The organism is Sphingomonas sp. Leaf30 (genome assembly GCF_001422525.1).
In the GTDB taxonomy this organism is placed as follows: domain Bacteria; phylum Pseudomonadota; class Alphaproteobacteria; order Sphingomonadales; family Sphingomonadaceae; genus Sphingomonas; species Sphingomonas aerolata.
Genome location: NZ_LMKZ01000005.1, coordinates 209,470 through 222,767, shown reverse-complemented (window position 1 = coordinate 222,767; position 13,298 = coordinate 209,470). Strand labels below are relative to the sequence as shown.

Here is a 13,298-nt window from a genome sequence, read left to right as displayed (position 1 = left end):
CCATGGCCATCACGCTGAAACCCCTTCGCGACCAGGTCATCGTCGTCACTGGCGCCACCAGCGGCAACGGGCTCGCGACCGTCGAGGCCGCCGTGGGCCGCGGGGCCGCCGTCGTCGCGACCGCGCGGAACGACGCGGCGCTCGAGGCCCTCCGCGCCCGTCTGTCCGCCGATGGCGGACGCATCGCGGTGTGCGTTGCCGACGTCAGCGACATGGCGGCGGTCGAGCGTGTCGCCGACGTTGCAGTCGCGGCGTTCGGCGGCTTCGACAGCTGGGTCAACAATGCCGCGACAGGCACGTACGGCACACTCGATCATGTGCCGGTCGCCGATCACCGGCGCGTGTTCGACGTCAATTATTTCGGCGTACTGCACGGATCGCTGGTCGCGGCCCGCCATCTGCGCGAGCGAGGCGGCGCGATCGTCAACATCGGCTCGATCCTCAGCGACCGCGCGATCGTCGAGCAGGGGCCCTATGGCGCGACCAAGCATGCGGTGCAGGCGCTGACGGACACGTTGCGGATGGAGCTCGAGCAGGAGGGGGCCGGCATCTCGGTCACGCTGATCAAGCCCGGTGCGATCGACACGCCATTCCCCGAACATGCGCGCAATTTCATGGATCAGCCACCGCGCCTGCCACCGCCGCTCTACACCCCCTCGGTCGTCGCCGACGCGGTCCTGTTCGCGTGCGAGACGCCGCGACGGACGCTGTATGCTGGTGGTGGCGGGCTGCTGGCATCACTCCTGTCGCGCGCCGCGCCGCGGGTGAGCGACCGGATCATGGAACTGGTCGGCACGCTCGCGCAGCAGAAGCCCGAGAATCCCGGTGATCCGGCACGCCGTGACAATCTCTATGATCCGCGGGCCGATGCGCTGCGCGGGACCCAGCATGTCCACGCGCGCACATCGAGCAGCGTGCTGCAGGTGCAAAAGCTTCACCCCGCGGTTGTGATGCTTGGTGTTGTCGGCGCTGGTATCGTCGTCGCGCTCGGCCGACCAAAGGGTGGACGCCGGTAATATCAGGCACGGAAAGGGTAGGGAGCGTGCGCGGCGTCGACACGTGACCATCCTTCCGCGCCATTTTGAAGTCTATATCAACCGGACGCCGGCTGCGCGGAACTGCGCTTCAGCCACGTCGACTGTCGTTCCATCACCTGCCGGCATCGCGATCGCTCGCGTGTAGTCCGTCAGGATAGACGCTTCGAAGCCCTCGCGCCGCGCATCGAGTGCCGACCAGGCGACGCAGAAATCATAGGCCAGCCCAATGAAAACGCACCGTCGAACCTGCTTGTCCCGCAAATACCCGGCCAGCCCCGTTCTCGTCGTCTTGTCGTTCTCGAAAAAGGCCGAGTAGGAATCGATCTCCGGATTATAGCCCTTGCGAACGATGACGTGTGCGCGGCGGATGGTGCCCTCCACCCCGGGATGGAACTCGGCACCAGCGGTTCCCTGGACGCAGTGATCAGGCCAGAGGACCTGCTCGCCATACGGCATCGCCACGGTATCGAACGGCTGGCGACCTGAGTGGCTGCTCGCAAACGACAGGTGCCCGGCCGGATGCCAGTCCTGCGTTACGACGACATGCCGGAACCGCGGAGCGAGCCGTTCGATCCCGGCCATGATCTCGTTCCCGCCCGCAACCGCCAGCCGGCCGCCGGGGCAGAAGTCGATCTGCGGGTCGACGACGATCAAGGCGTCCGACTCCGTGATGGCTGCGTCGCGGGTGAACTGCTCGATACCCAATGTCATCTCCTGCAAAGCCGACAGGTCGCGTCAAAGGCGGCCGATGACAAGAATGATCCTATTGCCGAGCGCCTATTTGCGAACACTGGTCGACGGCTGGGCCAGGTCCGGGAAGCGATCGAGGATCGCGCTGGTCACGCCATTGGTCCAGCCGAACCCGTCCTGGACCGGATATTCGCCACCTCCGCCCGGTATGCGCTGTTCGATATTATACTTCTCCAGCATCTTGCCGGTGTCGGCATAGGCCGCGCCAACCGTCCCGAGCCAGCGTCTGGCGATGTCCTTGGCCAGCGCCGGTTCGCCGTTTCGCTCGAGCCCTGTGATCGCGACCCATTGCAGCGGTGCCCAGCCATTGGGTTCGTCCCATTGCTGTCCGGTGTTGAGCGTCGTCGTACGCAGGCCGCCCTCGGCCACCAGCGACTTGCGCATCGTCGCTGCGACGGCCTTCGCCTGCGCCGGCGATGCGAGCCCGACGAACAGCGGGTGCAGCATCGCCGCATTGACGCTGGTCGTTGGCTTGCGCGTCGACAGGTCCCAGTCGGCGTAGCGCGCGGTCGTCGCCTGCCAGAGATAGCGGTCGATCGCGGTCTTGCGCTTGGCCGCCAGGGTCGTGAATTCGGTCACGCAGGGGGTGTCGCCGGCGGTCTGGCAGCGCGCGGCGATGCGGCGTTCCATCGCCCAGATCAGGCTGTTGAGATCGACGGGCACGATGTCGGTGGTGTGGATTGTGGCGAGCGACCGCGGATCGCGGAGCCAGCGCGAGCTGAAATCCCATCCGCTTTCCGCGCCCGCACGCAGGTTGCGCTGCGTATCGGCGGCGGCGCGGGGTGCCGCCCTAGCCGCGGTCTCGACATCCTCGGCATAGGATTCGTCGCGCGGCGTATCGCGGTCATCGTAATAGCGGTTGAGCAGGCTGCCGTCGGGCATCCGCACCACGCGAAGACAGGCGGGCTTGCTGTCGAGGCAGGTTGTGCCCTTCATCCAGAAGGCGTGCTCGGCGCGCAACGCCGCCAGACGACGCTTTGCGACAGCGGGTTCGGTGTTGGTCGAGAGATCGAGCATCAGCGCATAATAAGGCGGCTGCGAACGGCTGAGATAATAGGTCCGTGTCCCGTTCGGGATATGCCCGTAGCGCTCGATCAGGCTGGTGAAATCGTCGAGCATCGATTCGACGAGCGGCTGCTGACCGTCGACCTTCAGCCCGAGCATCGTGAAATAGCTGTCCCAGTAATAGATTTCGCGGAAGCGTCCGCCCGGCACGACATAGGGTGCCGGCAGCGGCAAAGCGGAGCTGCCCGCGACGGGGGCAACCGGCTGACGGACGAGTTGCGGCCACAAGGCGCGGACATGCGACCTCAGATCGCCCGAACCCCGGTCATTCTCGCCGGGCACCACGAAATTGGCGAGCACGAACGCCTTCAGCGCCGGGCCGGCGGGTCTGGTCCGCGCATAGTCCGCCATGATCGCCGCGGCCGCGCGCTTGGGGACGGCATCGACGAACGTCTTGCCGTCCGCGAAGACGTGACCCTGCTGCACGGCCTGGAACAGCGGGCCATAGATATCGGCGGGCGACTGGGCCTTCGCGGCGGATGCAGCCGGTCGGGACGGAGCGGTCTGGGCAGGCGCCATCGCGGCAACCGAGGCCAGGGCGGCAAAACGGCAAAGGGTTTTCATGAAGATCGCAACCAATTTGCCAGGGCGATCGATCCCTCGACGGGGCGGGATCGATCACCCTGGCCTGTGTCAGAACTTGAACGCGGCGGCGAAGCGGATCGAGCGACCGACGATCGGCCTTGCGAGGATCGTGCCGCTTCCCTGCGATCCGAGCGTGCGCGGATTGCCCTCGGTCAGCCCGATCTCGTCGGTCAGATTGTCACCGATCACCTGGAACTGCACCTGCCGGTTCAGATCGAGCGTGATGCCTGCGTCGAGCTTGTAAAAGCTCGGCAGCACCTGCGCGTTCTGGACGTCCGAGAAGCGGTCGCCGATATAGCCGATCGTCGCATAGACGCCGGCCTTCGCATCGCCGCCGAGCTCGAGATCATAGGCGGGGGTCACGCGCCATTGCCATTTCGGCTGGCGCTGAACCCGGTTGCCGGTGAGATCGGTCCGGCCGCCATCGGTGAAGAAGTCGCGGTAGCTGGCGTCGAGATAGGTCGCCGACCCGCTGAGCGTGAAGCCACCGAACGGCCGCAACTGCCCCTCGAACTCGACGCCGGTCGCCTTGGCACCGCCGACCGAGGCGATCGGGGCGCCGCTGGTGATGACCGTCGTTGCAAGGCCGTCGAACGTGTTGTGGAACAGCGTCGCGTACAGGTTGGCGATGCCGGTCGAGACCTTCACGCCGCCTTCATAGCTGTCGACCTGCGGTGCGACGTCGATCCCGTCGCGCAGATTGTCGAAGAACGGAAAGCTGTTGCCGCGGCTGTAGCGGACGAACGCGCCGACCTGCCGGGTCAGGTCGTAATTGACGCCGCCGGTAAACGACCAGGCATCGCCGCGGTAGCGGATCGTGCGGAAGGTGCCGTTCAGCTGCGCATCGCCATTGTCGTACAGCGTCCGCGGGTTGCCGTCCAAACCCGCCGCCGGAACGGTCGCTGCAAGGTTTTCGAGCGTGCCGTCGACCGAGTGATGCTGCCACCGGACGCCGCCGTCGATCCGCAGCTGGTCGGTGATCTGCAGTTCGTCGACGGCATAGCCCGCGACGTCCTCGCCGGTGTAGCGCGCGTTGACCTTGAACGTCGATCCGCCCGAGAAGCCGTCCCGCGTGACGATCCGGCCATCCGCCAGCGTCAGATTCAGCCGCCGGGCATTGGGCTCGGCTGTGAGCAGCATGCTGTTGCCGAGATTCCACCGGTCGCGCGACTTGTACCGCGTGTAATAGACGCCGCCGGTCAGCGTGTTGCTGCCCGTTTTCCATTCCAGCGCGAAATCGTTGACGAAGGCCTGGATGTGCTTTTCGACGCTCCACAGCCCGGCCTCGACGACCGTTTGGTTAGGCGAGGCCGCCGCACCGCCGGTGGCAAAGGTGAGCGAACCGATCGTTCCGCCCCGGCCGGCCGCATAGGCTGCGGCGGTGACCGGCGCAGCGCCGCCGGGGACGAGACCGATCGTGTCGGCATCGCCCTCCATCCAGCTGCCGCGATCGCGCACCGTGATGCCGCTGCCGAGTTCGTAATCGAAATTGCCGCCCAGATTGTAGATCTTCGCGCTGCGGCCATCCGCCAGATCCACCCGGCTGCCGTCATTGCGCACGCCGATCCGCGTGTCGCGTCCGACGAGCGTCCCGGTACCGGCATCGAAGCCGGAATATTCGCGGATCTTGTCGCCGTCCTGGACGACCGGGATGGGCAGCAGCCACTGGCCGCGATCGTCGAGATAGCGCCCGAAGAGCAGGATCGAGCCCTTGTCGAAGTCATGGCGGATATTGCCGGTGATCTGACCACCGCGCTCCGCGTCGAACTGCGCGTCGCGGACCCCGCGCGAGGTCGAGTAATAGCCGCCGAGCATATAGGTTGTGCTGTCGTCGATCGGCCCCGAGACGTAGCTGTCGACGCGGAACTCGCCGAAATCGGTGCCGCTGAGCTTCAGCAATCCGGCCGGCGTCTGCTTGCCCTCGCGCTGGACGAGGTTGACGGTCAGGCCGGGCTGACCGTTCGAGAACAGCGCGCCGGTGCCGCCGCGCACCGCTTCGACGCGCTGGATCGTCTCGTCGATTCGGATCAGCTGCGTGTTTTCGAGAAACGAAAGCGTCGGCGGCGGGAAGAACGGCACGCCCTGCGTCTGGAAGGTGACATATTCCGCATCGCCACCAGACGGATAGCCGCGCACGAAGATGTTCGCGCCGGTCTTGCCGCCCGAGCTTTCTGTGCTGACCCCCGGCACCGCGCGGAGGACTTCGGCGGTGCTGGCAGTGCCGAGCCGCTGCGCCATGCTGCTGTCGATCGTGGTGACCGCAAACGCGGCGTCCTGGCGCCGGGTGCCGGCGCCCGCGGTGCCGATCACGACGATATCGGGGGCGGTTTCCTCGGGTACCTGCACCGCAGCCGGATCGGCTGCCGCCTGCGCCGGGGCGACCTGAACCGCCGCTGGCGTGGCTTCGGCCGCCTGGGCATGCGTGTCGATGATCAGATAGGCCCCGCTCGGCGTCAGCCGGTGGCCGAGCCCGGAGCCTTTCAGGATCGTCGTCAGCGCCGCGCCGACGTCCATCCGGCCGGCCACCGCGCGTGCGGTCTTGCCGCGGACGAGGCTGGGGGAGAACAGGATCTGCCTGCCGCTCTGGCGCGAGAAGGCGAGCAACGCGGTGCTCATGTCCTGCCGTGCGATGCGGATGCCGATAGCGGCCTGCGCGGTGACGCCGATCGGGATCCCGCCTGCGCCCAGCGCCAATGCGGTCATCATCACGCCGCGTATCAGCACGGCCCTGCCTGTGGATGTCATGCAACCCTCCCTGTTCGTGCGATCCCTCTGCCGGGGTCGATCTGACGATAAAGACGCGGAACGTCGGAAAACCCGAACCGGGTTTTGCCCTCGGGTCGATTATTTTTTCGAGGCGATCGTGATGCTGCCGTTCGCGCGCCGGTCGACGCTGACGGGAAAGCCGAGTTCGAGCGCGTCTAGGAACGGCTGGACCTCGCCCGTCCGGAATGCGCCGCTGATCCGGACCCGGCCCGCCGCGGCGTCGACGATCGCGATCTGCTGGACGCTGTAGCGATTTATCTCGGCGACGGCCTGACTTAATGCCTCGTCCTCGAACACGAGCCGGCCTTCGCTCCAGCTTGCCAGCCGTTGCGCACTGCCGGGCATGTGGCGAACCAATACGCCGCCCGCCGATGCGGTTAGGACATCATCCGGCACCAGCGCGACGGGTTTGCCGTGCGCGCCTTTGCTGGCGACGCTGACCAGCCCTTCGAGCAGCGCGACGCGCACCGCGCTGGTCTCGAGCCGCACGTCGAACGCGGTGCCGTGCGCGGTGACCGCTTGCGCGCCCGCGGTGACGACGAACGGCCGGGTCTGGTGCTTGGCGACCTCGAACAAGGCCTGTCCGCGTTCCAGCACCAATCGACGCTCGGTGCTCGTATAGGCCATCCGGACCCGCGTGTCGGTATCGAGAGTCAGCCGCGACCCGTCGGACAGCGTGACCATCAGGCGCTGACCCGTCGCCGTCCGGTACATGGGTGTTTCGGCGACCTGCACGGCAGGCGTATCATCCGCGAAGCGCCACAGCGCCAGCGGCGCGACCACCGTGGCACAGGCGGCCGCGGCCAGCATCCACGGCGCGACTCGTCGCGCCTCGCGGCGCAGCGCGGCACGCGCCACGGCCGCGTGCCGCAATGCCAGCAGGTCGGGATGGTCTGCCAGCGCTGCACTAGCAACCCGTGCTTGGGCTATCACCGCCCAGGCTGCAGCGTGATCCGGTCGCGCATGCCAGTCCTCGAACCGCGCACGCATTGCTGCGCCCGGGTCGCGGTCCAGCCGTTCGGCCCATTCCGCGGCTTCGATCATGACCGGAGCGCTCACCGATGCCAGTCCTTCAAGCGTTCCGCGACATGCGCGAGCGCGCGTGCCTGGTGCTTCTCGGCGGCACGCGTCGAGATCGCCATGGCATGCGCGACATCGGCCATCTTCAATCCCTCCAGCATTCTGAGCACGAACACGTCACGTGTCCGTTCGGGCAGTTCGGCAAGCGCACGACGCAACGCGTCCGCGATGTACTTACTCGCCAAGACGCGGTCGGGCGCGAAATCCGAACCTTCAAGCGAAAGATCGTCGATGGGATCCGACAATCCCGCGCCTCGCGCCTGATTGCGCCGGGCCTGATCCTTCAGGACATTGGCTGCGGTGACGAAAATGAAGCTGTCATGCTGGCGAATGCCGTTCGGGTCTTCCAGCCGACTGAGTCGCAGGAAAACCTCCTGGACCAGATCGGGGACGTCGTGTGGCGCGGAGACGCGCCGCGTGAAGTACCGGCTCAGCGGCCGGGTATAGGTCTCGACCAGCGTGAAGGATCGTTGTCCTTTCGCCAAGGCCGGACACTTGCTCCCCCTTCATCGCCATGACCGGTTTCTAATAGCCGGGTCTGTTACGTCAATGAGTCTCGCTGGTCGGTATTTGACGCGGTCAATCTTGCGGCATTCGAAATCTATATTGATGCAGGCGAACGCGCGCCGTGTTTTAGAAGCCGTGAACACCGTTTTCTGGGCCGCTCCACGAGGCGTAGCTGGTCAGCGCTGCTTCTTCGTCGTCGTCGCGGTGAAATCAGGATCTTTCTTCGCGACCCAATCCACGAATTTGCGGGCCGTGGGATCGGCCAGCAGCGCGTCGACATTCATGCCGTGGCGTTGCAGCTCGGAATTGGTGAAATTCGCCATCAAGGTCTGCTGGCAGATCGGATGCATCGGCACGACATCGCGACCGCCGCGGCTTTTCGGCACGGGATGATGCCAGACGATGGTCTTGCCGAGTACGCGTCCGCAGAGCCAGCACGGCGCGACCGGTGCCGGGCCTTCCTCGTCTTCGCGATCGGGCTCCTCGTACGGGGCATGTTTCGAATGTTTGCGGGCCATGTCGCTGTATAGTCTCTCGGTGGATGTCTGCACGCTGTAGCGGCGCGCCCGGCACCACTACACCTGCGACACGCAGGATGACCACAGGAACGGGTGTCGGGATTGGGTCGCGAAGGCCCCGGGCCAGACGCTGTGCGTCACACGGAGCGAACCCGCACGCGCGTTAAGACAGAGATCGTCGAGCGGCAGATCGGCCTTGGGGAGCGCCTGAGAAACCGTTCGTTTAAACTTCGTGGCTAAGACGACGCGATGCCGACGTCCTCCCCAGCGCCCCTGACGGCACCATCCGACCATGGGCATAATGCACTGGCGCGTGCCGTCCTTGGGTGTCGAAGGCATCTGGTCTTCGCCGGTCTGTTCTCCGGCCTCGTGAACATCCTCTACCTCGTGCCGTCGATCTTCATGCTGCAGGTGTATGACCGGGTCGTGCCCACGCGGGGCGGGACGACGTTGCTGCTGCTGACGCTGATCCTCGTGCTGGCGCTGGTCGTGTTCGCGATCCTCGACGCGGTGCGCATGCGGTTGCTGTTGCGCGCTAGCATGCGGCTGGAGCGTCAGGCGGCACCGGGGATCCTGCTGCGGATCCTCGGCACCGATGGCGCGACGACCGGCCAGCGCAGCCAGGCGATGCGCGATTTCGACACGGTGCGCGGGACCCTGACCGGGCCGACGATCATCGCGCTGTTCGATGCGCCCTGGGCGCCGATCTATATTGGCATCGCATTCCTGCTCCATGTCTGGATCGGCGTGCTGGCGCTGATGAGTGCGCTGCTGCTCGGCGGGATCGCGATCCTCAGCGATAGGGTGACCGCGGGGGCCGCGCGCGACACGCAAGCCCGCGCGGTACTCGCGACGCGCGAACAGGATGTGTCGATCCACGGATCGGAGGTCGCGCGCGTGATGGGGATGCGCAATGCGCTGATCACCCGGCATCTGCTGGAGCGCGCCGAGCTCGTCCGCCGTCAGGCCGCGCTCGCCGGTACGTCGGGGCAGTTTCTCGCGATCACCAAGTTCCTTCGCCTGCTGCTCCAGTCTCTCGCGCTCGCGCTCGGCGCGCTGCTGGCGATCCGGCAGGATATTTCGGGCGGCGCGATCTTTGCGGCGTCGCTGTTGCTGGGGCGGGCGCTCCAGCCGGTCGAGCAGATCCTCGGGGCGATGAAGCCGCTCGCTGCCGCGCGCAACGCCTATCGCGATCTCGATGCGTTCTGCCGGATGCCGGGGCCCGCGATCGACGCGACGACGCTCCCCGTGCCGACCGGCCGGATCGACGTCCACGGTGTCACGGTGCGCGCGGAAGGCAGCGATCGCGCATTGCTGTCGGACATCAGTTTCGCGGTCGCGCCCGGCGAGATCGTCGCGCTGGTCGGCCCGAGCGGCGCGGGCAAGTCGACGCTGCTGCGCGTGTTGTCGGGTGCGCTGTCGCCGGACGCTGGCGAGGTGCGGATCGACGGTGCGAGTCTCGCGGACTGGAACCGCGAACAGCTTGGCCGGCACGTCGGCTATATGCCGCAATCCCCGTCGCTGTTCCCGATCACGGTGCACACCAACATCTCGCGGTTCCAGTCGGTGCTGGCGGGCGAAAGCGAGCAGCTCGACGCCGCAGTGGTCGAGGCGGCACAGGCGGCGGGTGCGCATGAGGTGATCCTCGGCCTGCCCAATGGCTATGCGACGATGCTGAGCATGGCGGACGGGTCGGGGCTGTCGGCGGGCCAGAACCAGTCGGTCGCGCTGGCGCGCGCGCTGTTCGGTACGCCGACGATCCTGTTCCTCGACGAGCCCAACGCGCATCTCGACAGCGATGGTGAGGCCCGGCTGGTGACGACGCTCTCGACGCTCCGCGCGCGTGGCGCGACGGTGATCGTGTCGACGCATCGGACCGGGCTTTTGCAGGCGGTCGACAAGATCATGGTGCTGCGCAACGGCACGATCCAGCTGTTCGACGACCGCGCCAAGGTGTTGCGCCCAGCCAATGCAGAGCCCGTCGCGGCGACCGGAGGCCCCCGATGATACCCGCCGAACTGGCCAGCCCGGTCCCCGCCGCCAGTGGCGCGCGCCTGGCGGATCGCCTCCGTCTCGACGATTCCCCGCGGCATGCGATCCTGATCGGCGGGCTGGTCGCGATCCTGTTCTTCGTCGTGGGGCTGGGCTGGGCGGCGTTCGCGCGGCTCGATGCGGCGGCGGCGGGCGAGGGGCAGGTGGTCGTCGCGGGCAATCGCCAGACCGTCCAGCACCGCGAGGGCGGGATCGTCGCGGCGATGGCGGTGCGCGACGGTCAGCACGTCCGTGCGGGCGACGTCCTGTTCCGGCTCGAAGGCGGCGAAGTCACCGCCAGCGAGCGTGCGCTGGCCGCCAGCGTCATCGACCTCCAGGCGCAACGGGCCCGGCTCGAAGCGGACGTTCGCGGCGGCGCGGTCGTCTGGCCTGCGGACTTCGCGTCCGTGCAGGGCGACGACCTCCGTCTCGTCGAGCGGGCGAAGTCGCTCCAGCTTGCGCAGCGGTCGGCACGCTCGGCGGCTCTCGCCGCCAATGGCGCGGTCCTCCGCCAGCAGGAGGCGACCGTTGCGCAGCAGACGACCGGCTTCAACGCGCAGGCGCAGGCGACCGCCCGGCAGCGCGCCTCGCTCCGGCAGCAGCTCGACAGCACGCGGGCGCTTGCCGACCAGGGCTATGTGTCGCGCAACACGGTCCGTGCGATCGAACGCTCGATCCAGCAGCTCGACGGGACCGACGCCGACTATGTCTCACGCTCGGCGGCCGCGCGTGAGCAGATCGGCCAGACCCGCGCGGAAGGCGTTCAGACCCGCCGCAAATATGTCGAGGAAAGCGCGACGTTGCTGCGCGACACGCAGTTCCAGTTGAACGAGGTCTTGCCCAAGCTGGCCGCGGCCCGCGAACAGCTGGCGCGCACGATCATCCGTGCACCGGTGGCGGGCCGCGTGGTCGGGCTGCGCGTCTTCTCCGTGGGGGGCGTCATTCAGCCGGGCCAGGCGATCCTCGACATCGTCCCCGACGCCGCGCCGCTTGTGGTGCGCGCAAATTTCTCGCCGGGCGACATCGACGGGGTGTTTGCCGGGCGCGAGGCGGAGGTAAAGTTCCTGTCGCTGCACGAACGCGACCTGCCGATCCTGCTCGGCACGGTTCGCACGGTTTCCGCGGATTCGCTTCGCGACGAGCAGACCGGTCGCAGCTATTTCAGTGCGGAGGTCACCGTGCCGCGCGCTCAGATCGCCAAGATCGAGGCGGTGCGCGGTCGCGACACGGGCATCCGCGCGGGCGTGCCGGTCACCGTCCTCGTCAAGCTGCGGTCGCGGACTGCGCTCGACTATCTTCTCGATCCGTTGACCGAGGCCTTTTCACGGTCGCTCCATGAACGCTGACAAGCTCCGGCTCGCCGCCGCGATACTGCTGGTGCCGGTCATGCCCGTAGCCGCACAGACGGCGTCGGAGGCAACCACCGCAGCGCCCGAAACGCTGGGACAGGCGATCGCCGATGCCTATCGCAGCAATCCGTCGCTCGAGGGACAGCGCGCCCAGCTTCGCGCGCTCGACGAGCAGATCGTCCAGGCGGGGGCCGCGTACCGGCTGACCGCGGGCATCAACATGACGCTGCAATATCAGTCGCAGGATCAGCGTGGGCTGCTCGGCGACTTCGATACGGCGCGGGGGCGGACTCTGGGGGCCTCGCTGACCGCTTCGCAGATCCTGCTCAACGGCGGGCGGACCGCCGCTCAGGTGTCGGCGGCCGAGGCGACCGTGCTTGCCGGGCGCGAGCGCCTGCGCGAGGCGGAGAACACGATCCTGCTCGAAGTCGTCGACGCGTTCGTGTCGGTGCGGCGTGACCAGGCGCTGGTGGCGATCCAGCAGCGCTCGCTCGACTCCTATGGGCGACAGGTGACCCAGGCGATCGCACGCGAACGGGGTGGCGACCTGACCCGCACCGACATCGCGCAGGCCGAGGCGCAGCGCGAGATTATCCGCGCGCAGCTGGCGCAGGCGACGGTCACTCTCCAGGCAAGCCGTGGGCGGTTCGCGGCGGTCGTCGGGCGCAATCCGGGCACGCTGCTCGTGCCGCCGACGCTGCCCGGCCTGCCGCGCTCGCTCGATGCCGCGTTCGCCGTGGTGGAGAAGGAGAGCCCGAGCCTGTGGCAGGCGATCCTCGCCACCAAGGCGGGCGACGCGCGGATCGCGGCGCAGCGCGCTGAACGCGCGCCGATCGTCGCGCTGTCGGGGAGCTATGGCTATGGAAGCCCCTATTCCTACCGGCTGCGCGATGCGGGTGCGCAGGCGACCGGCGGGGTCACGGTGACGATGCCGTTGTTGACTGGCGGCGTGATCGGCTCGCGCGTCCGCGCCGCGGTCGCCGAACGCCAGCAGCTCGGGTTCGAGGTCGAGACGGCACGACGTGCCGCACTCGCCAATGCGCAGAACGCCTGGAACCAGGCGGTGGCGGGGGGTGAACAGATGGCGGCGGGGCAGCGCGCGACCGAGGCGGCGGAGTCGGCGCTGACCGGGGTTCAGCGCGGCTTCGCCGAAGGATTTCGCTCGAATTTCGAGGTGCTGGATTCGGAACAGCGCCTGCTGACCGCGCAACTCGTGTTCGTCAACGCGACCTATGGAGCCTATGCCGCCGAGGCGCGGCTTTTGGCGACGCTGGGGCGACTGCAGGCGGCGGCGATCGATCAGGCGGTGCCGACCTATGATCCGGCGCGGAACACGCGGGTGGTGCGGGCCAGGACATTCGGACCGTTCGATCCGGTGCTCGCGCCGATCGACCGTGCGCAGAAGCCCGCCGGCACCGCCCCGGCTGCACCCGTGATCGCGCCTGCCACCGACGCGCGGATCAGGCCGGCCGCCGTCCGGGCCTTGCCAGGGCCGATCGGCAAAGTGCTGCCGATCGCGGCGGTTCCAGTGCTTGCGGGACCGGTCGCGGCCGATCTGAGCGATGCGGTGGTCACGAGCGGAAGATGATCCGATACGGCGTACTCGTGTC

At 67.6% G+C, this 13,298-nt stretch carries 10 protein-coding genes; 4 read left to right on the top strand and 6 right to left on the bottom strand.

Annotated elements, in window-relative coordinates:
- Positions 1-2 precede the first annotated feature (2 nt).
- A complete protein-coding gene (locus tag ASE89_RS10360; RefSeq protein WP_056677067.1) occupies positions 3-1,016 on the top strand; it encodes an SDR family oxidoreductase in 1,014 nt (337 codons plus the stop codon).
- Between the two features lie 72 nt (positions 1,017-1,088).
- Here the strand turns inward: ASE89_RS10360 and pncA are convergent, their stop codons facing one another.
- The 6 genes from pncA to ASE89_RS10330 form a co-directional block, all read right to left on the bottom strand.
- On the bottom strand, positions 1,089-1,742 hold the full coding sequence (gene pncA, locus ASE89_RS10355) for a bifunctional nicotinamidase/pyrazinamidase (RefSeq protein ID WP_236701702.1): 654 nt from the start codon (positions 1,740-1,742) through the stop codon (positions 1,089-1,091).
- A gap of 72 nt (positions 1,743-1,814) precedes the next feature.
- Positions 1,815-3,416, bottom strand: coding sequence for an alpha,alpha-trehalase TreF (gene treF / locus ASE89_RS10350; RefSeq protein ID WP_056677312.1), 1,602 nt, complete (start codon positions 3,414-3,416; stop codon positions 1,815-1,817).
- 69 nt (positions 3,417-3,485) lie between these two features.
- Positions 3,486-6,182, bottom strand: a complete 2,697-nt coding sequence (locus ASE89_RS10345; RefSeq protein WP_236701701.1) for a TonB-dependent receptor — start codon at positions 6,180-6,182, stop codon at positions 3,486-3,488.
- A 99-nt stretch (positions 6,183-6,281) separates the two neighbouring features.
- Positions 6,282-7,262, bottom strand: coding sequence for a FecR family protein (locus ASE89_RS10340; RefSeq protein ID WP_156363410.1), 981 nt, complete (start codon positions 7,260-7,262; stop codon positions 6,282-6,284).
- Positions 7,259-7,768 (bottom strand): RNA polymerase sigma factor, encoded by a 510-nt coding sequence (locus tag ASE89_RS10335; RefSeq protein ID WP_082451389.1) that lies wholly within the window; start codon positions 7,766-7,768, stop codon positions 7,259-7,261. The genes ASE89_RS10340 and ASE89_RS10335 overlap by 4 nt, the downstream gene beginning before the upstream one ends.
- 198 nt (positions 7,769-7,966) lie before the next feature.
- A complete protein-coding gene (locus ASE89_RS10330) occupies positions 7,967-8,308 on the bottom strand; it encodes a hypothetical protein (RefSeq protein WP_056677055.1) in 342 nt (113 codons plus the stop codon).
- A 249-nt stretch (positions 8,309-8,557) separates the two neighbouring features.
- Between ASE89_RS10330 and ASE89_RS10325 the strand changes: the two genes are divergently transcribed.
- Genes ASE89_RS10325 through ASE89_RS10315 form a run of 3 tightly spaced genes read left to right on the top strand, consistent with a single transcriptional unit; the run spans position 8,558 to position 13,276 of the window.
- A complete protein-coding gene (locus ASE89_RS10325; RefSeq protein ID WP_082451388.1) occupies positions 8,558-10,315 on the top strand; it encodes a type I secretion system permease/ATPase in 1,758 nt (585 codons plus the stop codon).
- Entirely contained in the window at positions 10,312-11,685 is a 1,374-nt protein-coding gene (locus ASE89_RS10320; protein ID WP_056677049.1) for an HlyD family type I secretion periplasmic adaptor subunit, read from the top strand. The genes ASE89_RS10325 and ASE89_RS10320 overlap by 4 nt, the downstream gene beginning before the upstream one ends.
- The gene (locus tag ASE89_RS10315) at positions 11,675-13,276 is read left to right on the top strand and encodes a TolC family outer membrane protein (RefSeq protein ID WP_056677046.1); all 1,602 of its coding nucleotides are present in this window, start codon (positions 11,675-11,677) and stop codon (positions 13,274-13,276) included. The genes ASE89_RS10320 and ASE89_RS10315 overlap by 11 nt, the downstream gene beginning before the upstream one ends.
- Positions 13,277-13,298: the final 22 nt, after the last annotated feature.

What these genes read in the sequence shown, in the direction of transcription:
- ASE89_RS10330 (WP_056677055.1), bottom strand. Translation starts at nt 8,308, where the DNA reads ATGGCCCGCAAACATTCGAAACATGCCCCGTACGAGGAGCCCGATCGC.
- ASE89_RS10360 (WP_056677067.1), top strand. Translation starts at nt 3, where the DNA reads ATGGCCATCACGCTGAAACCCCTTCGCGACCAGGTCATCGTCGTCACT.
- ASE89_RS10315 (WP_056677046.1), top strand. Translation starts at nt 11,675, where the DNA reads ATGAACGCTGACAAGCTCCGGCTCGCCGCCGCGATACTGCTGGTGCCG.
- treF (WP_056677312.1), bottom strand. Translation starts at nt 3,416, where the DNA reads ATGAAAACCCTTTGCCGTTTTGCCGCCCTGGCCTCGGTTGCCGCGATG.
- ASE89_RS10345 (WP_236701701.1), bottom strand. Translation starts at nt 6,182, where the DNA reads ATGACATCCACAGGCAGGGCCGTGCTGATACGCGGCGTGATGATGACC.
- ASE89_RS10320 (WP_056677049.1), top strand. Translation starts at nt 10,312, where the DNA reads ATGATACCCGCCGAACTGGCCAGCCCGGTCCCCGCCGCCAGTGGCGCG.
- ASE89_RS10325 (WP_082451388.1), top strand. Translation starts at nt 8,558, where the DNA reads ATGCCGACGTCCTCCCCAGCGCCCCTGACGGCACCATCCGACCATGGG.